The following is a 23,888-nucleotide window of genomic DNA, read 5'->3' as shown; positions in this document are numbered from 1 at the left end:
TCCAAAATGAGTACTTTAAATATTAATGATATTAAAAAACATGCAGACGTTATTGCTTCTTGTGGTACTAAAGTAGGGACTGTCGATCATCTAGAAGGTGAAAATCAGTTGAAACTCACTCGTGATGAAAACGATCAACATCACCTTATTCCTACTTCTTGGATTGGGGAGGTAAAAGATGATCAAGTCATTTTAAATAAAAACTCAAAAGAAGTTCAAGAAAACTGGCAAGCCATTTAAACTTCTTTGCACAGTGATTTTCTAACTGTGCAGCTTATTTAAAAAGATAAACAATAATTAAAATAAAACAACTAGAATTAAAAAGTAAAAAGCTCCTTTTTATTAAGGAGCTTTTTACTTATAGCATTAAAATTTTTATTTAATATTTTTATAAGTTACTCTGATTTATCGCAACCGAGCTGGTTGCTTTACGCTTTCGGGTCACAAATAATCCGCAACCCACCACAGCTAAAGTCACACCTAATGATAAAGTGGTTTCATAACTATATGCTGGCGAGAAAAACATATAAGCCAATACACTTAAAATAATGATAATCACAAACCAAGTGAGCCATGGAAATAGCCACATTTTAAATGGAATTTCCGCTCCAGCTGCCTCGAGCTTATGTCTTAGACGCAATTGTGAAAATGCAATAACCAAGTACACCAGCAAAGCAATGGAACCTGTACTTGAGAGCAATAAGCTAAATACTTTTCCAGGGAATACGTAGTTAATGACACAGCACACTAAACCAATAAAAGTTGAAGAAAACACCGCAATAGCAGGTACACCCGCATAATTCACTTTCGTCACTGCCTGTGGTGCTTCATTGCGTGTTCCTAAGCGAAATAACATACGAGAAGACGTATAAATTGCGGCATTCATACAGCTCGCCACGGCGATAAACACAACGGTATCAATAATAAGTTTAGTGCCCGGTACGTTTAAGCTCATTAAAACGTATTGGAATGTCCCGTACTTTTGTAAGTCCGGTGAACGCCAATCGACAAGTGAAACAGCAATAAACATTGAGACCACAAAGAAAAGAATAATACGGTACAACACCAAATTGGTGGCACGTCTAATTTTCTGTTTAGGGTTAGATGACTCTGCTGCGGCAATCGAGACAATTTCCACCCCAAAGAATGAAAATGCCGTAATTAAAATGGCAGATAAAATGCCTCCCATACCGTGCGGCATAAAACCAGCGTTGTTGTATAAATTGGCAACGCCACTGACATTTTTAGCTAAAGGCCAAACACCTGAAATTGCCAAAATACCAATAATGATAAACCCAATAATGGCAACCACTTTGACTAAGGAAAACCAGAACTCAAACTCACCAAAACTTTTGGTACTAAAAAAGTTGGCTAAGCTTAAGAACACAATAAAGCAAAATGCATAAATAGAAACTGAAACGCTCGGAAACCACGAATGTAAAATTTCAGCACCTGCGATGGCTTCTACCGGAATCGCAAGCACCCAAAACCACCAATATAACCAACCAATAGTGAAGCCTGCCCACGGGCCAATGGCTTTACGGGCATAGGTAGAAAATGAACCGGTGTCCGGCTCTAAAACGGCCATTTCACCTAACATGCGCATCACCAGAAATACCATAATGCTGGTAATCAGGTATGCAAGAATGACCGCGGGGCCTGCTTTGGCAATTGCAGAAGATGAACCGACAAATAAACCTGCGCCAATAACACCGCCAATACTAATCATTGTGATATGGCGATTTGAGAGTCCTTCGCCTAATTTTTTTGTTCTATCATTATTCATATTTCATTCCTTAAAAATATATCCATAAAAACAATCTATTACATGCTTAAAATCCTACAGTCATGAAAAAAGGGAAAACTGCTGTTTTCCCTGATAATAAAAATTAATTTAAAGTCGGCATTGAGAACTGTTTTGCTTCACGGACTTGAGCCGATGGCCAGCGCTGTGTAATGGTCTTACGGCGTGTGTAGAAACGGACACCATCTGGACCATACGCATGTAAATCACCAAATAACGAACGTTTCCAGCCACCAAAGCTGTGGTAAGCCACAGGTACTGGTAAAGGCACGTTAATACCGACCATACCGACTTGAATGTGACTGCTAAAATAGCGAGCAGCTTCCCCATCACGGGTATAGATACAAGTACCATTGCCATATTCGTGGTCATTAATGAGTTGCATCGCTTCTTGCATGCTATTCACACGCATAACTTGCAACACAGGACCAAAAATTTCTTGCTGGTAACTGGTCATGTTTGGTGTGACTTGATCAATTAAAGTTGGCCCAACAAAGAAACCTTTTTCATAACCTGCCGGTTTTGCATCACGGCCATCTACCACAATTTTTGCGCCTTGCTGCTCTGCGCTTTGAATATAAGCCTGCACTTTGTCTTTATGCGCTTGGGTAATAAGTGGTCCAAAGTCGTTGCTTGCATCTGCATAGTGGCCGAACTTCAATTTTTTCATTTCTTGAGTCAGCTTATCAATTACGACATCGGCAACTTCATCGCCAATAGCAACCGCAACCGAAAGTGCCATACAACGTTCGCCCGAAGAGCCAAAAGCTGCGCCTAACAATGAAGTCACCACGTTATCAATATCGGCATCCGGCATAATAATCGCGTGGTTTTTTGCACCGCCTAATGCTTGGCAACGTTTACCTGTTGAAGTTGCGGTACGGTAAATATATTCAGCAATTGGTGTTGAACCTACAAAGCTGACTGCCTGAATACGCGGATGGTGCAATAAGGCATCTACCGCTTCTTTGTCACCATTCACCACATTAAATACGCCGTCAGGTAAACCCGCTTGTTTTAATAGTTCTGCAAGGTATAAAACCACAGAAGGTGCTTTTTCAGAAGGTTTTAAAATAAAGCAGTTACCGCAAACCAGTGCCATTGGGAACATCCATAAAGCCACCATGGCTGGGAAGTTAAATGGCGTAATGCCAGCTACAACGCCTAACGGTTGGAACTCGCTCCATGAGTCGATATCTGGACCGACATTTTTTGAAAACTCCCCTTTTAAAAGCTCTGGTGCGCCGCAAGCATATTCAACATTTTCTATACCACGTTGCAATTCACCTTGAGCATCATGAGAAATCTTACCGTGTTCTTGCCCAATCAAAGCGCAAATCTTTTCGGCATTTTGTTCTAATAATTGTTTGAAGTTGAACATGACACGTGCACGTTTAATAACTGGTGTATCGCGCCATGCAGGAAATGCTTGCTCGGCTGCCTGAACGGCTTCATTTACCGTTTGAGCATCTGCAATTTCGACTTCTTTACTAATTTCACCCGTCGCAGGATTGTAAACTGGCTGTTTTCTTGCCGTTTTAGATACAATTCTTCCTTGAATGAAATGCCCTAGCACTTTTTTGGCTTGTTCACTATGCGTACCATTTTCAGTTGAAACTTCTTCATAGCTAAAATCTTCTAGGCCATTTGTCATTATTGTTACTCCTTACTACAATTAATTTTCAGATCAAACTGCTTTTTCATTTGGTTTTTTTAAAGAGCATCCAGAGACACTACTGATGCTCATAAATATCTATAAGGCTTATTTCACTTGATAAAGCGCATCGCCCACGGCATTCATTAAGCGATCAATATCTGCTTCCGTGCTGTTAAACATTGGACCGAACTGAAGTGTGTCGCCTCCAAAACGGACATAGAAACCTTCTTTCCAGAGTTTCATACCGAGTTCAAAGCCTCGAATGGTGGCATCGCCATCACGCGGAGCTAACTGCAAAGCACCAATCAAGCCACAGTTGCGAATATCTAAAATGTGCGGTGCGCCTTTTAAACCATGCAGCTTTTTTTCAAAACTTGGAGCCAACGCCGCCGATTGAGCTAACAAGTTTTTCTTTTCTAAAACTTCAAGCGCAGCTAAAGCGGCCGCACAAGCAACCGGATGTGCCGAATAGGTATAGCCGTGGGTAAATTCAATGGCATGCTCTGGTAAGTCTTGCTGCATAAACGCAGAGTAAATTTCATGGCTTGCCACCACACCACCTAAAGGAATGGCACCGTTGGTGACTTGTTTCGCAAAGTTCAAAATATCTGGTGTGACCCCAAAATATTCGGCCCCCGTCCATGTTCCTAAACGACCAAAACCTGTAATCACCTCATCAAAAATTAACAAGATGTCATGCTGGTCACAGATCTCTCTTAAACGTTGTAAATAGCCTGTTGGCGGCACAATACAACCTGCTGAACCAGAAATAGGCTCTACAATAACGGCTGCAATATTTGAAGCATCGTGTAGCTCAATTAATTTAAGCATTTCATTGGCAAGTTCTACACCACCTGTTTCTGCACAGCCTTTGGTAAAAGTTAAATTTGGCTGCAAGGTATGCGGTAAATGGTCTACATCCATAAGCTGACCAAACATTTTACGGTTACCACCAATACCGCCTAAGCTTGTTCCCGCAACGTTTACCCCATGATAGCCACGGGCACGACCAATCAATTTAGTCTTGCTTGGTTTACCTTTAATACGCCAATACGCACGTGCCATTTTGATTGACGTATCTGCCGACTCTGAACCTGAGTTGGTAAAGAAAACGTGTTGTAGTTTTTCAGGCATATGCTGAACAATTTTATCTGCCAACTTAAAAGAAAGTGGATGAGCAAACTGAAAAGCTGGTGAGTAGTCGAGCTGACCTAACTGAGCACTTACCGCTTGTTGAATTTCGGGCAAGGTATGGCCTGCACCACACGTCCATAGGCCTGAAAGTGAGTCATAAATTTCACGGCCCGAATCATCAATCAAGTACGACCCTTTTGCGCCCACAATCATGCGCGGGTCTTTAGCAAAGTTTCGATTTGCAGAGAAAGGCATCCAGTGTGCCTGATAGTTTATGTACATATTATTATTAGTTTGAACCGCATCCAAAGTATGCTCTGAGTCGCTGAATTTATCCGTATCAAACATAACCATTCCTGTTTATTTTCAAATTATGGTTTGAGTGTACATAGCGAGATAAGTTTGATAAATTCAAATTATCTTGAGTTTAGATTTAAAAAAACAAAACTAAATGAAACCCAAAAAATTAAATCAAGTTACTGATTTTGATATAAAACTTCTCAAAATATTTAAAACGGTTTGCGACTGTCACAGCTTTACATCTGCCGAAAGCATTTTAGGTATTAGCCGCTCTGCAATTAGTTTGCATATGAGTGATTTAGAAAATCGTTTGGGTATTCGGCTATGTCAGCGCGGCCGTGCCGGATTTGCCCTGACCGACGAAGGACGGGAAATTTTAGAATATATTGAAGTACTCACAGCAGCGATTGAAGACTTCCGCTCTAAAGTCAACCAAATGCATAACCGTCTTAAGGGTGAGTTTAATATCGGCATTATTAACAACCTTGTGACTATGCCTAGAGGCTATATCACCAACACCTTGACTCAACTTGCCGAAGAGCATACCGAAGTTATTATTAATATTAGTATGAGCACTTTGTCAGATATTGAATGCCGGGTGCTCGATAACCGTTTGCATGCAGGCGTTATTCCCCTTGTTACGCCTTTGTCTGGTCTAGACTATTTCGACTTATATAGTGAAAGTTCATTTTTATACTGCGGTAAAAACCATCCTTTATTTAACCAATGCAGTAGCATCAATTTAAATGAATTAAAAAAATGGCAAGCCATTCTTCCTAATTATGCGATTACATCGGAAGCGGTAAAGCTACATCAGCTTTTAGACTGTAAAGCGACAGCAAGTGACCGCGAAGGGATTGCCTTTCTAATTTTAACTGGTAAATTTTTAGGCTTTTTACCCGACCACTATGCAAAAAAATGGGTTGAAGACGGTGTGATGCAACCTGTTTTAAAAGATAAAATGCACTACAGTACCCCTATATGCTTAATTACTCATAAGGGTAAGAACCACAATAATATTTTAAAAACATTTGTAGATATGCTTGAGAAAAGAATCAACAGTGATTAAAAATATTTATATATAGATGTAAGAATATAGATATTATATAAATAACAAGCCTTTTTGTTTATAAAAACTTCACAATAGAAATTTATAAAATTAAAGCTCCATAGGGGCTTTTTAGGTAAAAATGACTATGCAGTATATTTAAATATATTTAATATTTAATAAATATCACTTAACGAACTGTTTTTAATAAATAAAAAATATATAATCACGCCCGCAAAGTAAACATAAATACTTAAGGTTTATTCATGAAAAAAATTTCAACTTTAGCAGTTTCTATTTCTTTTATTATGTTAACGGGGTGCGGTGGAGGTAGTTCAAGCTCTAATAATTCTGAAAATGTATCATCACAAACTCAAGGGCAATCTAGTCTAAAGTGTGATAGAGGTATTCTCTTAAACTCTACCCTTTCAACCAATACAATTTTTGATGAGCCGTTATACTCTCTGACATACAATTATAAACAAGTCCCTACAGCTAACAGCTACACTACAGTAAAACAATTGTATGCAGATGAATTCCAAAGAAATGGGCAGATGATATATTCATCTCCAAAAGCAATTTATAATGTAACTGCTGACGAAATCGAAAGTAGTTCGGCTGAAGATGTTGTACAAACTTACGACCTTAACTCTTTTGGTCTTTTCACTAAAAAGACTTATCAGAAGCAAAATAATGGTTGGCCTGAGGGCTATATTGTTGCATCACAAGGCTCACAAATTACGACTGCTCAATTTAATGATAGTTGTAGTTTAAATTCAGATAATGTGAGTTTCGATTATGAGAAAATTGATGTTTCAGGTAAAAAAATAACTGATATTTTCCCACCTGATACAGTGAATGCAACAACTAAAGATACAAGCTATATCGGTGATCAATTTTCTCGTATTCTTAAAGATAATCAAACAGCCTTTGCAAACTTAGTAAATAGTAATGCAACGTTCCCAAATGGCTCTTTTATTTATGTACCGAAGTCTGTTATTTATAACAATACAGAGTTTTATTTATTTGATAGCTCACTCACTGATTTCAAAACCCTAGCTGAATGGCAACAAAAACTTTATCCAAACTTTAATTATAAGTTTGATACTGTTGCTGGTTACAAAGTAACTTATTTTGTAGATAGTGCAGGCAACCCAATGTTTGACAATGGTAAAGACCCAGCCATTGAAATGAATGGCAAAATTTACGATGGTGAATGGCAAGTTAAAGGTAATGTTATCTCTGAAACCTATGGTGCACCTTCAACCACATCGAACACCAACTACCAATCAAAAAGTGACTTTGCTTTATTCAACAAAGCGAGTTATGACTTTCTTGTTGCCCAAATCCAATCTTACTATAAGTAAAATTTAAAACCTGTATATCCCAAAGTACCTTGCCCATGTACTTTGGGATATTTATCTAAACCACACCAAGCTTTATTAAAAAGTAATCCAGTACCTTCTCTGTTTCAGCCACATTGCAGTTATCTAACAATTGAATAATCGTGCCCTCAATCATATATAAAAAGAGTCTGGCCTCATTAAATGTTGCATCGGTTTTTAACTGTCTGAGATGGCTATAAATTTCATTGATAAGCCACATTCTATATCTCACTGCGGTCTGAAAAGCGTTTGGATAGCTAATTTTTGTTTCAAAAACAGCCTTAAATAATATGTAATATGGCCCTTCTATATCGCTATGTAAAAAGTACAGCTTCTTAAGTTTATCTAGTGTACTTGTAGCGTGGTCATATTCGACCATTTCAATCACTTGTTCTTGAAGACGTTCTTTTTGCACGATTAAACAGATTTCAATGAAGCGCTCTTTAGAGTGAAAATAGTTATAAAACGTCATTTTGTTCACTTCTGTTTCTCTCACAATCTTGTCAACGCCAACTGTGTGAAATCCACCGTGATGGAAAAGATGAATCCCTTTTTTTACAACATTTGTTGTTATTTCTACAGTTTTTTTAAAAAATAATTGCGTTCAGCAATAAAAGATTGGGCTATTTATGTAGTACCCAATTAGAATGGATATGAAAAATAAGCCTCGTACTCTCAGTTGGCTTGAGGCTTGGTAAATTCATTTCAATAGCACCCGTTTAAAGATGCTACACAAAATAATTAATGGTTCTTTTTAGAGAATTTGTGACCTTTAGGAAGTGGAGCATCACATGGTTGATCTGTCTTTACATCGACCATTTTCACTGGCCCATCATTGTAGACCGTTACTTTACAGCCTTTTACAACATATTCCTGTTCAATACCACCGTACATTTCATCCTCAGAAACAGGAGCTACAGAAGTTACCGCATCACAAGCTTCATCAGCACGACATCCAACCGCTACTCCACTAACATCAGCTCCACCCGCTTCTGCCACTTCTGCTCCAGCAGCTTCCATTGCATCAACCTCTTCAACCTGTGTCTTTGCTGCATATGTATTTGAAAGACTCATCATTAGAAAAACTGCAAGAAAAAACTTACTACTGCGATTTATTGAATTCATGTTTTATCCATATCTATTGATTTGAAATTGGTGCATTCTGAGAAGGAAATCTTCAACTTCCCCATTTTTCAAAAATATTAAAAAAAATTTAGAAGTCATACAATGTCATATAACTAGGTTAATTGGGGAGTAATTTTTTAAGCTATCTTAACTTTCATAGATAACTTCATACTGACCATTTAACTCTTCTTTTAAAATATCGAATAATTCACTTCCTAATAGTTTGAATTTCCTCTCATCCTGAATCGATTTAAAGGCAGAATTAATAGGATCATCTAAACATAAAGTTTCATCATACATATCAGACCATAACATAAGCTTATCTATTAGTATTTCTGATATTGGTAAATCTTTTGGATTTAAATTAGCTACTAAGCCAAATTCATCATATTCCCATAAGGGATAACATTGATAATCTGGCATCATCTTAATCAATTTTTTCAGATAATTTTCCCTAATTATATAAAAAGCCTAATAAACAACAAAATCATCAGGATGTGTATCTAAATCAAGCAATCTTTTTGATTCCTTTAAATAGATATCCAATACTTCCTTTGAAACGAACACCCTTAATTTTGATTCATAATTATAATTCACCATATTAATAGATAGAATATATAAAAACATATAAATTTCACTATCAGAAATTTCCTCTCCTTTGCTTATTATTTCAATTCTCAGTAAATCACTATTGATTAACTGATCTAAAAATTCAGTTAAACAATCTGAAAAACCATCTGGACTTGCACCAAAATAAGTTCTATTTTCAGGCAAGATAGTATTTATATATTGATATCTGTTGTATATTTTTTCACCAAAATAGGAATAAATTTCATAAATAGTTTTTAGTGTGCTATCAACTTTCAAAACTAACTCATTACGACATTCATATTCTTCAGCACCAAAAAGGCTATATAATTTTTTTCTACTCAATTTACGCTCCACTTTAAAAAATTTTATTATACTAAATACCTTTGATATTGGTAAATCTTTTGGATTTAAATTAACTACTAAACCAAATTCATCATATTCCCATAAAGGATAGCATTGATAATCTGGCATTAATTTAATTAATTTTTTCACATAATTTTCTCTAATCACATAAAAGACCTATCTAGTATTGATAGTTTTTTATAAATTAAAATTTTGCTATTTATAAAAATTCTAATAAACAACAAAATCATCAGGATGTGTATCTAAATCAAGCAATCTTTTTGATTCCTTTAAATAGATATCCAATATTTCCTTTGAAATATAAACTTTTAACCTTGAGTCATAATTATAAGAAAGCATAGCAATTGCTATAGCATTTAAAAATAAAAAAAATTCTTTATCTGCTACTCCTTCACTTTTGCTCAATATCTTTAAGCACAACATTACGTTCTTATTTCTTAAATTCAAATAATCAGTTAAACAGTCAAAAAAAGCATCAGCGCTAGTACCACCAAAATAATATTTATTGCCGGGAAATATAGGATTATCATATGGATAATTCTTATAAACATGCTGACCGATATATTCAGTAATATCACCAATAAAATTTAATGATCTGTCAATTATAACTTCTATAATCGGTGTATTAATCTCTTGATCTTCTGCGCAAAAAAAAGTGTACAACTTTAGTTCACTCATTTTATTTTCTCCAAGTATCTCTAATTCAATAAAAAGCCTATCAATATTAGATAGGCTTTTTAAAGGATTTTTTAAATTTTCCATGGACTTAGGTCATAAATCTTTCAACCAATCTGGCTCTTCAACTTCAGCTACATGGCTATATTCTCTATTTTCAACTACTGGAAGCCATCCACTTCCTGATTCGAACATAGACAAGTTTTCAATAATATATAAATCTTTCTCAAGCTTAGATAAAGTAATTAATCCATATTTATAATGAAGATATTCCCCACCAGCACCTGCGGATACTCTTAAATCAATTTCTTTATACTTCCAACCTGTTACAAAACCTGTAACCTGAGGATAAGCGACTAAAAAATCGATTTCAAATTTTTCAGCAATCTTACATAAACACGGTATTTGTGATGTTTTAAGCATATTTTCTGTATGAAGATCATCTTCAAATTTAGCATGAACTTGTAACACTATTTATAATTCCTAATTATTACTATTTCGCTAGTGAATGCCTTTTTAAAGCTTTCTATCAGAATATAACATGATCTATTGTATGGCTCCTGTATTGCTAATACAGTTACTAAAACCAATACTAGATTTAACTTCAAATAGTGAATACTTTTTATATCACTATGGTTTTGATACGCTTATATACAGCCATCTGCTTCAAAATAAATTAAAAAGATATGTAGTTAACGTAAAAAACAACATTGCCCATGAGACATTTCTTAATGATTTCGGCCCATAAATTCCCATTATCACTAAAATAATTGGTTGTACGAAAATACCAACTTTTTGAAAAAAACTAAGCTCATCAAGCATAAATAATATCCCAAATAGAAATTTACTTCTAATCCCGTCAAAATACCTGTAATTGTCACACTGTTGATTTTAGTACTACTTTTGCAATACTTTTTTCATCCCATATAGGCTTATTTCTCTAGATAAATAACCCTTTAAAGAAATCTTCAAGCAATAAAGGTCATTGAATTAAGTAAAATCTTGCTTACTATCAAGCCATCTTAACTTAGAAAAAAGTGCTAAAGAATCTGGGTCACGTTCTAATAATTTATCTAATAAGCCATCTTCAGCTAAAGCCCAATGAAGCATCATAAAATGACTACGACCATCATTACCATAATAGACCATCTCATACCGTACTTTAGGATCTTTTATTTCTATTTCTCTCTGCTTAAATGCAATTAGTTCATTACCATGTTCCCCAGAAATTCCATAAAACAATATATCGTTATTACTATGGTATATGCCGTATATATAAATAGTGTCATCATTCCACTCTTCACTTAAAGATATACCTAACACAGTTAACTCCTTTATTAAGCACCTAACAATGAACCAACAATTTTCATGTCAATTTTTTAGTTTCACTATAAGACTACTCTTAAGTTAATAAAATCACTAAAATATAAAAAACTCTAATAGTCTATACCTATGAACGAAAAAGCAATTAGCCAATATTTAAGTTTTATTCTAAGACACAAACCAGAAGAAATTGGTCTGACATTAGATCGTGAAGGTTGGGCAAATATTGAAGAGTTAATTTCCAAGTCACAACCAGTCAAGAATGTAGCTTTGGACGAAGAAATTATTAAGAATATTGTGAACAATAGTGATAAAAAGCGCTTCCAAATTTCTGATGATGGAAAATATATTCGCGCTGTACAGGGCCACTCAACCACAAGTGTCGATATTACTCTAAATAAGCTTGTGCCACCAATCTCTCTTTATCATGGTACAGCTCAAAGATTTATAGCCTCAATAAAAGAGCAAGGTTTGATCTCTAAAGATCGTCAATATGTGCATCTAACAGAAAACAAAGACACCGCTCTATCTGTGAGCACGTTATGGCAAACCACAGATTTTAACTATACATGCTTTAGAAATGCATAAGAATGGATTCGAATTTTTCCAAGCTGAAAATGGAGTCTGGTTGGTTAAACATGTACCAGTAGAGTTTATTGCTTTTCAGTAAAATGAAAATTATGCTTCCACTCAGAGGTGGAAGCATTTTTCAAAAATTAAAAAAATTGAAATCCAATAAGATAAATTATGTAAATCATATTAATAATATAATTAGATTCCGCTAATGACGAACTTTAACCATTCATCAAAATTCTTTTTCTCATAATAATTTTCTCTATTTCATAAGTCATATACAAGAACTTTAAGAGAACCACTATTAACTGTTGCATCAAAACAAACTGCCCAGTCACCATCTATAGCTTCTATAAATCAACTACTTTTAACGACAATTGCTGGGCTTTTTTGAATCTCTAATTCGGATAGCTATGTAATGCAATTTTCAAAGTAAGAGAATCTAATTAAAATTATGCTAGAATATTTATTATATATATTTATTTAACTTCAAAATGACTATACCCAATAACCAAATTAGGGCTTACTATACTGATGAAACTATCCGTATATATCAAGCATACTCGGATATAATCGCTGACTCTGCTTTAGAACATGGTACTTTCGTTTCACCGCCGTTCAAAATTGATAGAATGACTTGGATAAAACCTTCTTTTTTATGGATGATGTACCGCTCAGGTTGGGCTCAAAAAGATGCTAATCAAAAAAGAATATTAGCTATTGATATTAAGAGAGAAGGTTTCGAATGGGCTTTAATGAATGGCTGTTTAAGTCATAAACCTGAACTTTTAAATAATGAAGAATGGAAAATTCACAAGAGTAAATATCCTGTTAGAATTCAATGGGATCCTGAAAGAGATATATTTTCACAACCATTATCCTACAGAGCCATTCAAATAGGATTAAGTGAAGAAGCTGTGTTAAAATATATAAATGAATGGATTATTACCATTAACGATATTACTAATGATGTACTCACTATTAAACATTTAATAGATAAGGGCGATGTAGAAAACGCAAAAAGCATGCTTCCTATTGAAAAAATTTATCCTTATTATTTTAATTAAAATTTATATTGGATAAATCAAAAACAATCTTTAAACTAATAAGCATCCCCAATCTTGTTATAAAACTGGGGGGCTTAAAGAATGTTTTAAAAATCAATTAAAACCACTAAAAATACCGTATACAACTTTACCATTTTTAATTTCATTTTCAAATTCTGATTGACTTAACATCTCACTTGATAGAGATTTATATTCCTCTTGAATATGGAGTTGCCAACTAGTAACAGGCATTTCATAAACTGGTGATTCAATTTCATCCAAATAGATTCCATCATACACAAACTGATTTATAATTTTTTTTATAGCTTCTTCATAAGAATTAGCACTCGTATAACAATTTACGAATGCTTTAGTCATCGTTGAAGGCATAATTGACTCAACCACAGCATGAACTTTACATAATATTATAAAAACTTTCATTATTTGTTTACTTTACAACAGTAAGAAAAACACGGTTTAAAGGTTCAATAGATAAAAAAGGTGACTGTTTCAATAATGTACCTATTCAGAGCTTGCATGCGAGTTGAACTATCAACATTTATACAAGCTATTAATTTACATTCTTCAAGAATCACCAAGTTTGACTTAAAGAAATATTATGTATGTTAAATCAAAATATTATCAATTTTAACGCCCTTAAAATCACAATTAATAAACTTAACACCATCAGAACAAGAGAAATCCACATTTGTTACAAAGTCATTTACCCCATTATATTCCAAGCTAGAAAAAGAACAGTTATTAAATAGAGCATTTTTTAAATTAGCATTTAAAAATATTGCTCCTTCAAATCTTGAATCTTTTATTTCAGCATTTTCAAAACTAGAATTTTGAAAACTAGATTTTGAAAAATCACAACCAATCATCTTAGTGTTTTTAAAGTTGCAATAGTTAAAGTTATTATAAGCTCCACTATTTCTTGGGTTTCCACCATTCCCAAAAGCTAAACAATCTTTAAAATAACAGTTTTCAAAATTTGAATTAGGAGCAAAGAATGGTATAAATTGTACTCTTTCAAAAAATGATCCCGTAAAATTAGCATTAATTGCTATAGCATGATGAAAGTGAGTTCTAAAAAAATTTGAATAGGATAAATTTGCATGAGCCAAATAATGTCCCATCCATACTTTTCCAAAGTTTAGACTACTTAAATCAATATAAGATAAATCTATTAACTCAGATTTATCTTCTTGCATTATTACTTTAGGTAATTTCAGATAAGTATCATTGTCTATTCCTAAATTTTCTTCCGTCTGCAAATTACACTTAATCAAATTTTTTAAAAAAATATAAGAATCTACTTGATCCCATTTATTTTCCATTTACTTCTCCCAATCGAAGTCTACATAAGTTTTACCATTTGGTGTTGTTTTTACTATACCAACTCTACTAATTTGTGAAGGGTCAATCTGAGCTGGTACAGAAATCTCTAACTCACCACCTAAAGTATTCTTTTGAACCATACCACCTATACCAATTCCTTTTGAAGAGGTCGATTGAAGTGCATCCAAATCATAACCTTTAACATTTTTTAACTCTACAACAATCCCATTTGGTCCAGCCCAATATGCTGCTCCAGCATCCCCTCCTTGAGAAATTACACTGGTGGTTGTTCCTCTAAAAGCTGTATCCTTATTTCCTGCTTGATGTGACATTAATTCAATATTTGTTCCTCTCGCATTTAGACCATTCTGCTGAATATAAGATGCCAATTGCTCGGAAGTTAAATTATCTGGGAGATTTAATGATTTTGCATCTGCACCATGATAAAGCTCTCTATAAACTTGTGGATAAACAACTTCACCATTTAATAAAGCTTTATCAGCCCCACTAATTAATTCTGTTGTTTTTTCAGGTAAAATTTCTTCAGAGGTAAGAGGCTGATTTGAAGTATTTGGTTTAATATCTGATATAGATGTACTACTCAATCCCTTATTTATAACTATTGCTTCTGCACCAATACTAGCGCCAGCAGCACCTAATTTAATCCATTCAGCAGTACCTTCTGATATACCCAATGATGTTAATGTAGATGATGCAGATTGACCTTCAGATTGAACTCCCAAATTATTCCAACCTGTTCTTATATCATCAAGACCATTAACAACCAATAAACTCGAGCCACCTACTGCTAACCCACAGGCAGCAACTGTCGCACAACCTACAACATCTATAGCACCTGCACCAACAATTTGTACTCCTCCACCTACTAACTGAAGCCCAGGTAAAACATATTGAAATATAGGTTCTTTAACACCTTCCCAAAATTGTTTAGTTTCAATTTCATTTTTTACTTCAGTCCAAATTTCAGGATTTTTATTCATAAGATCCGAAAATTTTTGTTCACTGATTATTTGTCCATCTTTTATTCCGTCTACAAAATTTTGTCTATATTTTTGCTCTTCTGATGCATTATTTGGAGCTTTATCTTCTTCAGTCAAAGAAGCATACCCCCTGTTTGCCATATCTTCAAAAATGCTATTTGGTACTTGATCAAGTGTTAATTGCCCTGTAGCAACCAAATATTGCAATAAATTAAATTTATTATCTTCTTTTGTATAATATCGGCTTTTTCCATCTGGAGATTCAGTAATTAAAGCATTATTTTCTACCGTATTCTGCCCAATCACACCTGCCAACTGTGCATTCGATTTAGAATCACCAACTGTTCCACCAACAACTGCTCCAATCGCTGCCGTTAAGTCTCGAATACTCGATTTAACATTTTCTGGTAATAAATTTGCATCGAACTTGCCTGTTCCTGGATTAATTGCTGTCTTACCGTCATTGTATTGATTCGCTAAGTAATCTGCTGCTGCTTCACTTGCAACTGCTGCACCACCTCCAGCTGCTGGATTGCCTCCATTTAAGTAAGCAAGCGTTGCACCCAATATCGCATGTGATGCTAATTGTGCAGCCTTGTTCTTGTCTTCTCCATGTCCAAACTTCTCACCAATTTGCTGTGCGGCATAAGGTGCAAGTGTATTTGCAGCAACTTGAATATCAGTTTGCCCACCAAGGACACCCGTGATTACGGTAGTAACCGCATTCAGGGCGCGGCTCTGTTCTCCACCCATACCCCATTGCTTGGTCACTGCTTTTTCATTTGCAAGTGCGGCATCATAAGCACCGTATTGAGCTAGATATGCATCCTTCTCAGTCGCAGACATTTTTTGAACTTTTGCTTGTTCTTCTGGACTTAATTGACTGGCTATCTGCTTGCCGATCGCTTCTTTTTCTGCTGCTGCATTCTTGATTTGGTCTTGAGCATAGGTACGTGATGCTGCCGCAATTGTTGACGTCGCATCCGCTACTGTCTTTTGCTTATCTAAAATAGTTTGTAAGTTCGGTAAGGTCTCAACCACTCTATTGGCTGTCGAGGCATCGCTATGAATACCTAATTGCTCAACTGTAGTCGACTTACCACCTATCGTAATATTACCTGCACTTAAAGTGGCATAAGTGGTACTACTATCTTTGTCAGACTCATGTTGCGGTAAGCTTGGGCTAAAGCTGGTTGCATTACGCCAGTTATCATTGTTAGTTGGTGTCGATGCCTTACTATCTCCAGTTGATTTACCTTTACCTAAACTTGTGCCTCCAGATAAACTGACTGTCGTCGCATCGTACTGGGTTTGGTTTTCGATATTGCTAAAAGTTAAACGATTTGCAGTCAAATCATTATTGTCTTTAGATGCTGTCGAAACAATTGCACCACCTTTTAAGTCAACACTATCTGCTTTCACATGGTATCCACCATCTCCGGCAAATAAACCAGACTGTTGATTAACGCTATTAGAATTACCGGAAGCCTGACTACTACTAAAATTACCAGATGCCTGCCATGCTGTACCAAATGAAGCTTGGACGCGTCCTCCTACTCCCATTTGGTTACTGCTTTGCTCAACAGTGTCTTGCAAACTTTCAACTTTAAGCTGACCACCTACATTTGCATCAATACGGTTAGCATTCGATTGCGCTCCTCGTAAAGTGGTGTCTCCTTGGCTCTTAAGATTAATTTGCTCGGCATTTAAAGTCGTATTATTTTGAGTCGTATTGTCTAAATGGTTACTACCTTTACCATAACCTGCCTCTCCATAAATGTAGACGCCTGTTTGAGCTCCAACAGAAACGCCATAACCTACGCTTAATCCCGCATTGCTGTTTTTGCCATCTGCTTTGTTTTGGCTTTGTCCAGATTCCAATACAATATTTTTTGCTGAATCGAGACTAATCTTATCTTCCGCTTTCACCTGTGTATTTTGAAGATGAATATCACCATTGGTACTGGTTAAGTTAACATTACCACCAGCTTTCAGATTGTTTTGTTGCGAAGTGGCATAGCTGCTAGCTTGCTGATTTTCACTGGTGCTAAAGCCAATACCTGCTTCTGCTTTAAATAATGCGCCACCTTTTATATCACTATAGGTTTGATAACCCTGAGCACCTGCTGCAACAGCTTGTAGTGCTTGTGTACGATCATCCGCTTTGCTATGAGCAGTCTTATCTATACTGTTAATTAAATCCAAAATCGGTGAGCTGACTTTAGCAAATATGCCAATTTTTAAGTCATCTGCCGCACTAGATGAACTGCCTCGCGTATGATCCTCTAAAACATTGATTTGTTGCGCTGAAATGTTTAAGTCTTTTTTCGCAACAATATCTGCGACTTGTTGTGTATATTGATTCCCCGCCTGTATGTTAACGTTACCTGTTAGGCTTCCGACCTGACTACGTTGTTGTTCAATATCATTACTATTACTTTGGCTATTGCCATTCATATAACCAAAGAATTTTTCAGTATCTGAAATCTGTGCACTACCAATGCCTTTGTTTGAACTGTGCTCACTTTGGCTTTGGCTGTTTTGTGTAGACTTGATATTGATGTCTCGAGCGGCATTGAGATTTACATCCCCCTGCGAAGCAATCGAACTACCCAAGATGTTAATATCACCTTGTTCAGTTTGTAAGGTGGTTTTTCCGCCAACTGAAAGTTGTGTGCCTGTAGTTTTACTGGTGTTTGCTTGTCCTTGCTCTTGATTGTTAAATACACCTCCAGGTGCAACCCAATCACGGCTATCAATGCTAAAGCCTTTTTGCTTGCGGTCAGCCGTTTGCGCTGAGTGATCTTGCGCATAGGCAAGATTTATATTTTCTTTAGCGTGTAATAAAGCATCACCTTCAGCAGAAAGCTGTGCGCCTTGGCTATTAATGCTACCTTCTGTCGCAATAATATTTAACTTGCCTTTGGCAGCAACTTGCGTAACAACTGCTTGGCTACTAATGGTATTCTTTGTTTGTTCTGTTTTTTTGCTTCCTCCAGAAATCACGATTGGGGTTTGTGCTGCCATGAGTCCTTTATCGATGGCATTGGCTTGCGACATGATTTTCCCAATAGCACTGTCAGAGTATTGGTTATCGCCCATACTCTTGTCATATGCAGATTTTGCCGCAAGTACTGGTGAATAAGTGACACCAACAGAAATACCCGATTGTTTGCTATGAACTTCTGAATATTTTTCATCGGTTGTATAGGCTGCATTTAGATTAACATTTGCGCCTTTTAAGTTGAGGTTATTACCTGCATCTAAAATGGCAGCTTCAGCGGTCAAATCTTTACCAGCAATAATCGTCGTATCACCTGTTTGGCTACGAATCACACTTTGGGCTAAGGTTGTAGATTTTCCATCTTCTTTTGTGTTTAGGTTAGATTTTGCGTAACCTACACTTGCTGCACCATCAGAAAGACTTGCATTAAATCCTGATTTCTTAACTGTCTGTTCCTGTTGGTTGGAATATTGATTTTCTGCAGTAGTAATCTTGATATTTTCTTTGGCTTGAATCTGCGTCAGCTCTTTAGACACTACCTGACTACCCTGAATATTAATATTCTTAGCATCTAGTATGACTTTGTTGCCTTCAACCATACTGGCAATCGCTTCATCACTTTGATTATGAACTAGACTACTTGTACTTTTACTACTTAATACACCTTTGTGTTTATTATAAGATTGACTATCAAATTGGCTAGTTTTACGGCCTTCTTCAATATTTAACTCATCAACTGCAGAAAGTTGGGTCGTACCTTGTACACTATTTAAAGCTGAACCCTTGACCTTAATATTTTGCCCAGATATCAATAATGAATCTGTACTATTAATCTGGCTGCCTATATCCTGAGTTTTTTGACTAGTTGCGTTATTTCTTACATCTTGATAAGTAGTGAGTTTATAACCCGTTTGTACCGTGCCAATATCTACATTGCCTACAGTATTGATTACCGTAGCGCCATTGCTATTATTCAGTTCAGCAGCTTTAAGAACTGTATTTCCAGCGACATCTACAACTAGTGTCGCCTGATTCGGTTGTACAGTACTACCATTACCTACATATAAGCCTGCAATACGGTCCACACCAGTTATACTTGAACCGGAACCACCTACCTGACTTGTCGATGTACGGGTTGTAGTTTCAACTTTTAGGTTTCCGCCTACTTTCAATGTCATTGCATCTTTGGCAATAATCTGTCCACCAATATTATTTAAATCTTTTTTAGCTTCAATCGCGACCTGATTACCCTGAATTCGTCCATTTAGGTTATGGACATTATCCGCCGTAATTTCTACTGCTTGGCGTCCAGCAATTGTCGCTCCGTTAATTAGATCGCCATCTAGATTAAATTTGATGCTATTACCAGAAAGTAATGTTCCATCTCCTTTTAAGTCCCCCACACGAGCTTTTACATAGACTTGTGGAACTAAAGCTTTAGCTTTTGTACCATCTTTTAAAATCACATCTTTTTCAACCAACCACACAATATCACTGGTCAATTGCGCGACTTGATCAGCACTTAAAGCAATACCTGGACGTAAATCATACTGTTTGGCAAAGGTTACCCCGTTATTCATCAATGCTTTATATTGCTCATCATCCGTCGTATAGCCCGCAAGGAAGCGGTAACCCGTTAAGTTGGCAATCTGGTCCTGCACCATACGTTGCTCGTAGAAACCATCCGCAAGACGTTTCTGTTGTAGTGCAGGGTCAAGGCCTAATGCATCCAACATATAATCTGAAGATAACCAATTTTTATAATTTGTAAAACTTGGGTCAGTTTCTATCAAATAACCAGCTTTGCTATCTTTATTAACTCTATACAATGCACTATTCGGAACTTTAACTTCAGATGCAGTCAAAGTCCGTATTTCATACTGTACCGCATCAGCAGCTTGATCTGGAGCATTTACCTGATCAATCATTTCTTGGGTATTTGTTTGATCTGCGGTATGCCCTTTTTGCTGGGTATATTTGTCAACCGCAACTGATAAATCTTTAGACTTTTGTGCTGGATAATTCTGTTGACTAGCGTTTATTTCACTAGTATTTGTTACCTGCTCTCCATCTTTAATGACCTGATTTTGTCCACCAACCTGACCTACCTGAGCCACATTTAACTGTGACTCGGTAATAGTTGCATTTAAATCCTTAGATTGTTGCAATGCTTGATTTTGTTGTCCTTGCTGAGTCTGAGTACTATTCGATACATTCGCACTAGAACCCATGCTTAAATTTTGTGTGCCAGCTTGACCTGCTTGAGCCACATTTGTCTGTGAACTACTAATCTTCGCATCTAAATCTTTAGTTCGGTTTGTTGGCTGATTCTGCTGTACAGACTGAGTTTGAGTATTATTCGAGATATTTACACTATGGCCAACATCTAAATTTTGTCCATTAGCTTGAACTGCTTGAGCCACATTTGACTGCGAACCAGTAATTTTCGCATCTATATCTTTAGTTCGGTTTGTTGGCTGAGTCTGTTGCCCAGTCTGAATACTAGTATTATTCGATGTATTTACAGTATCGACTACACTAATATTTTGTCCTTGTGCATTTTGTGCTTGGCCTACCTGTGTCGAAACATCACTATCTTTTAAATCATTAAGATGGCTTGGATTGGCTTGGCTAGATTGAATCTGAGTACCATTTTTATTATTGGAAACAGGTGTAACTGAAATTGAACTTTGATTAAATTTTTGATTACCCAAGGCCTGGCTAATCGGTAAATCAATCTCTGCTGCCTGTTTATAAGTAAACGGAGTTTTTTCATCATAATCACTCCCCGATCTTACTTCATAAAGTTGTCGTATCCCTGTAGCTATTGTTTCTTTAATACCTTTAGTATCATCAGACTTAAGATTTCCAGCAGTAATCGTGAATAAGCCACCTGCTAAAATCTTGCTTTTATCATTCAATATTTGTGCGCCAGACAGGTCCATATTGCCACCAGCCTTAATTTGACCTGGGGCTGATTCAGTAACTTGTGTTTCAGACACTATTTCACTATAAAAATATTTTGTAAAATCTTCAGCAGGATTTTTTAAATCAATAAGTTCACCATCAAATGTACGCCATGAACTAAATCTCTTTTCTAATCCATCTTTACGGCTAACTTCTACGACTTTCGTTTTAAAATTCCTGTTTATATTATTGATCTGACGAGCAGATAAACGCATATCTCCTAAAGACTCGATCGTGGCACTTTCGTTATTAATGACACTCGCCTGACCAGTTGCTTTGCGGTTCGTATCTAAAGCTCCTCCTAAATACATATTCCCTGCACTTAGAATCAATGCCTGACTAGTGTAATCTGTCGTATTAGCTAGGTTATTGAGTGTTTGAACCCCAAGGTTCATATCACCACGTGAAGCAATTACTGGTGCCTGACCATTAACATCAGGCAAGTTATTTAACGTATTAGCGCCAATCGCAAGTTCTGTACCATATATACGACCCGAACCTTGGTTATTTACGATATTGGCTTTTAGAGTGGTGTAGTCGCCATTGATCAGTCCAGTATTATTAATCTGATCTTGTGCAATGATTTGAGTATCATGGCTCTCAATCTGAGCATCTCGACTATTATTAACATTAGTAGCACTCAGTTTTAGAGTGTTGCCGGCATTGATTTTTCCGTCATTTTGTATATCACCAGCCGTTGTTAAACTTAAATTATTATTAGCCTGTAACTGTCCAGCTTGGGTTTGCTTAAAGCTTTCTTGCAACTTAATATCAGCATTGCCTAAGCTTAAAATCTGACCATCTCCATTAAGAGACAAGGCCGCAATATTTAAATTTTCCCCCGCAAGTAATTTGCCCTTTTGGTTATTAATAGCAAGTGAGTTACCTTGAATACCGAGTTGCTCTACTGCACTGATTTCACCGAACTGGTTATTTAATTGTTGGCTAATATCCAATTGACTATTTTTACTGCTCCGAATTACACCAGATTGGTTATCAACAGCCAAAGCATTTAGGTTCAAGCTTCCAGCATCAATCCCCTGAACCGATGTGCCACTATTTGTTAATGCTGTATTTTGGTTATCCAGTTGCTGCGTACTAATATTTAATTGACCAGCTGCCATAATATGGCTGTCAGTATCAGTAGTGTTAACTTTACCAGCATTATTGATTCGGTCTATATTCAATGACATATCGCCCATAGACAATAACTGACCAGACTGGTTGTTCAGTAGTTGGTTCTGTCCACTGCCTTGTAGCTTAAGGTTTTGAGCTGCTAGTAAAGTACCACTACCATTCTGTACCTGATTTGCAGTGATATCTAGAGTTTGACCACTAGCAATATAACCTTGCGTATTATCAATTGTGGCAAGATTTTTCAAAGTAAGATTACCTTGACTTAGTAGTCCACCTTGGCTGCCACTATGAGTATTAATTAAATCGTGACTTTGTGTATCAATACTTAGAACAGTATTCGTTTGAATAAGCCCTTGATCATTATTTAAGGTACCAGAACGAATATTCGCGGTATCAGCACTGATTAGACCTTGTTTATTATTCAATTCTTGTAACTCGGTATCAATATCTAAAATTTGCCGAGCAATAATCTGTCCTTGATTATTATTTAGTCCTGAAGCATGAATATTAATATGCTGACCAGAAAGCAAAGACCCAGATTGATTATTTAGAACCTGATCCCCCATCTCCAGATTTAGGCTTCCCGCGACGCTACCAATTTGGCCTTGGGTATTATTTAAACCATGGCTTGTTAAAGTAATGTCCTGATTAGCTGTAATTGCCCCAGTCTGATTATTTAAAAGGCCTGTAGTTTGTAATGTAGCCTGACCTTGAGCACTGATCTTCCCAGATAGTGAATTATCAATTGATGCCGCATCTACAATGAGGTCTTGACCTGCCTGTAATAATCCAGCTTGGTTGTTTAAAGTTAAATTCCCCACCTGCAGAGTCAAATGCCCTTGTGTTCCGATTTGACCTTTCTGGTTATTTAACCCTTGGCTATTAACCTCAATCCCCTGATCTGCTGAAATCACACCTTGAGTATTGTTCACTTCTTGCTGGCTTTGCAGATCAATCTTCGCCTGCGAAGTCATCTGGCCTGCCGTGCTGTCAAGTGACAAGGCCTTAACTGTTAAGTCTGCTTTTGACTGTAATAATCCAGACTGGTTAACCACTGCCTGAGTACCCGCATCAACAGATAACCCACCCTGAATACTGCCGATCTGGCCTTGACGGTTATTTAATCCTTGTCCACTCAGGCTAATGTTCTGGTTGGCAACCATGCTGCCAGCTTCGTTATCAATCAGACCTGCACTGATAATATTCAACGCATCCTGTGCACTGATTTGTCCCTGCTGGTTGTTATTGACCGAGCTAGCATTAATCTGAACATTTGCACCGCCATAAATTTGTCCAGACTGGTTATTTAGCGTTTCACGAACAGTTAAATTTAGATCCGCCTGCTCGCCTGTCTGTATCACACCAGACTGGTTACTTAAGTTCTGGCTGCTTACCTGAAGTTGCTTGTTCG

General features: G+C 36.4%; 17 protein-coding genes and 1 pseudogene. 5 read left to right on the top strand and 13 right to left on the bottom strand.

The window, feature by feature from the left end; translation table 11 throughout:
* The first annotated feature begins 6 nt into the window (after positions 1–6).
* Entirely contained in the window at positions 7–240 is a 234-nt protein-coding gene (locus tag RMA95_RS03775; RefSeq protein WP_024439164.1) for a DUF2171 domain-containing protein, read from the top strand.
* A 148-nt stretch (positions 241–388) separates the two neighbouring features.
* On the opposite strand, the gene RMA95_RS03770 is transcribed toward RMA95_RS03775, so the two are convergent.
* The 3 genes from RMA95_RS03770 to RMA95_RS03760 all read right to left on the bottom strand — a co-directional run bounded on the left by RMA95_RS03770 (position 389) and on the right by RMA95_RS03760 (position 4,949).
* Positions 389–1,786 carry an amino acid permease gene (locus RMA95_RS03770; protein ID WP_263614122.1) on the bottom strand — a complete coding sequence of 466 codons (1,398 nt, stop codon included), beginning with the start codon at positions 1,784–1,786 and terminating at the stop codon, positions 389–391.
* 103 nt (positions 1,787–1,889) lie between these two features.
* A complete protein-coding gene (locus tag RMA95_RS03765; RefSeq protein ID WP_311069626.1) occupies positions 1,890–3,458 on the bottom strand; it encodes a CoA-acylating methylmalonate-semialdehyde dehydrogenase in 1,569 nt (522 codons plus the stop codon).
* 108 nt (positions 3,459–3,566) lie between these two features.
* Positions 3,567–4,949, bottom strand: a complete 1,383-nt coding sequence (locus tag RMA95_RS03760) for an aspartate aminotransferase family protein (protein WP_311069625.1) — start codon at positions 4,947–4,949, stop codon at positions 3,567–3,569.
* A 97-nt stretch (positions 4,950–5,046) separates the two neighbouring features.
* Between RMA95_RS03760 and RMA95_RS03755 the strand changes: the two genes are divergently transcribed.
* Positions 5,047–5,964, top strand: coding sequence for a LysR family transcriptional regulator (locus RMA95_RS03755; RefSeq protein WP_311069624.1), 918 nt, complete (start codon positions 5,047–5,049; stop codon positions 5,962–5,964).
* 245 nt (positions 5,965–6,209) lie between these two features.
* The gene (locus RMA95_RS03750; protein WP_311069623.1) at positions 6,210–7,310 is read left to right on the top strand and encodes a hypothetical protein; all 1,101 of its coding nucleotides are present in this window, start codon (positions 6,210–6,212) and stop codon (positions 7,308–7,310) included.
* 55 nt (positions 7,311–7,365) lie between these two features.
* Here RMA95_RS03750 and RMA95_RS03745 read toward each other — a convergent pair whose 3' ends face one another.
* From RMA95_RS03745 to RMA95_RS03715, 7 genes are all read right to left on the bottom strand, one after another.
* A complete protein-coding gene (locus RMA95_RS03745; RefSeq protein ID WP_311069720.1) occupies positions 7,366–7,902 on the bottom strand; it encodes a TetR/AcrR family transcriptional regulator in 537 nt (178 codons plus the stop codon).
* A gap of 167 nt (positions 7,903–8,069) precedes the next feature.
* Positions 8,070–8,453, bottom strand: a complete 384-nt coding sequence (locus RMA95_RS03740) for a hypothetical protein (protein ID WP_311069622.1) — start codon at positions 8,451–8,453, stop codon at positions 8,070–8,072.
* 147 nt (positions 8,454–8,600) lie between these two features.
* On the bottom strand, positions 8,601–8,876 hold the full coding sequence (locus RMA95_RS03735) for a hypothetical protein (protein WP_311069621.1): 276 nt from the start codon (positions 8,874–8,876) through the stop codon (positions 8,601–8,603).
* A 48-nt stretch (positions 8,877–8,924) separates the two neighbouring features.
* A complete protein-coding gene (locus tag RMA95_RS03730) occupies positions 8,925–9,536 on the bottom strand; it encodes a hypothetical protein (protein ID WP_311069620.1) in 612 nt (203 codons plus the stop codon).
* Positions 9,537–9,617: 81 nt separating this feature from the next.
* Positions 9,618–10,169, bottom strand: a complete 552-nt coding sequence (locus RMA95_RS03725; RefSeq protein WP_209046043.1) for a hypothetical protein — start codon at positions 10,167–10,169, stop codon at positions 9,618–9,620.
* A gap of 9 nt (positions 10,170–10,178) precedes the next feature.
* Positions 10,179–10,553 (bottom strand): hypothetical protein, encoded by a 375-nt coding sequence (locus tag RMA95_RS03720; RefSeq protein WP_106465511.1) that lies wholly within the window; start codon positions 10,551–10,553, stop codon positions 10,179–10,181.
* A gap of 519 nt (positions 10,554–11,072) precedes the next feature.
* Positions 11,073–11,405 (bottom strand): hypothetical protein, encoded by a 333-nt coding sequence (locus RMA95_RS03715; RefSeq protein ID WP_151794308.1) that lies wholly within the window; start codon positions 11,403–11,405, stop codon positions 11,073–11,075.
* A 129-nt stretch (positions 11,406–11,534) separates the two neighbouring features.
* Here RMA95_RS03715 and RMA95_RS03710 point away from each other — a divergent pair.
* Together RMA95_RS03710 and RMA95_RS03705 are read left to right on the top strand one after the other, a co-directional pair.
* Positions 11,535–12,075: pseudogene (locus tag RMA95_RS03710) on the top strand (RNA 2'-phosphotransferase).
* Between the two features lie 397 nt (positions 12,076–12,472).
* On the top strand, positions 12,473–13,045 hold the full coding sequence (locus RMA95_RS03705; protein ID WP_311069619.1) for a DUF4291 domain-containing protein: 573 nt from the start codon (positions 12,473–12,475) through the stop codon (positions 13,043–13,045).
* 93 nt (positions 13,046–13,138) lie between these two features.
* On the opposite strand, the gene RMA95_RS03700 is transcribed toward RMA95_RS03705, so the two are convergent.
* The 3 genes from RMA95_RS03700 to RMA95_RS03680 form a co-directional block, all read right to left on the bottom strand.
* Positions 13,139–13,414: a hypothetical protein gene (locus RMA95_RS03700; protein WP_311069618.1), complete on the bottom strand. Its 276-nt coding sequence runs from the start codon at positions 13,412–13,414 to the stop codon at positions 13,139–13,141.
* Between the two features lie 236 nt (positions 13,415–13,650).
* Complete coding sequence (locus RMA95_RS03695) at positions 13,651–14,367, bottom strand: pentapeptide repeat-containing protein (RefSeq protein ID WP_311069617.1); 717 nt, start codon at positions 14,365–14,367, stop codon at positions 13,651–13,653.
* On the bottom strand, positions 14,368–23,888 hold a 9,521-nt coding region (locus RMA95_RS03680), incomplete at its 5' end, for a hemagglutinin repeat-containing protein (RefSeq protein ID WP_409187556.1).

The organism is Acinetobacter sp. V110_1 (assembly GCF_031798975.1).
GTDB classification, from domain to species: Bacteria; Pseudomonadota; Gammaproteobacteria; order Pseudomonadales; family Moraxellaceae; genus Acinetobacter; species Acinetobacter nosocomialis_A.
The sequence above is the reverse complement of the archived record's forward strand: the minus strand, read 5'-3'. Positions and strand labels throughout refer to the sequence as shown.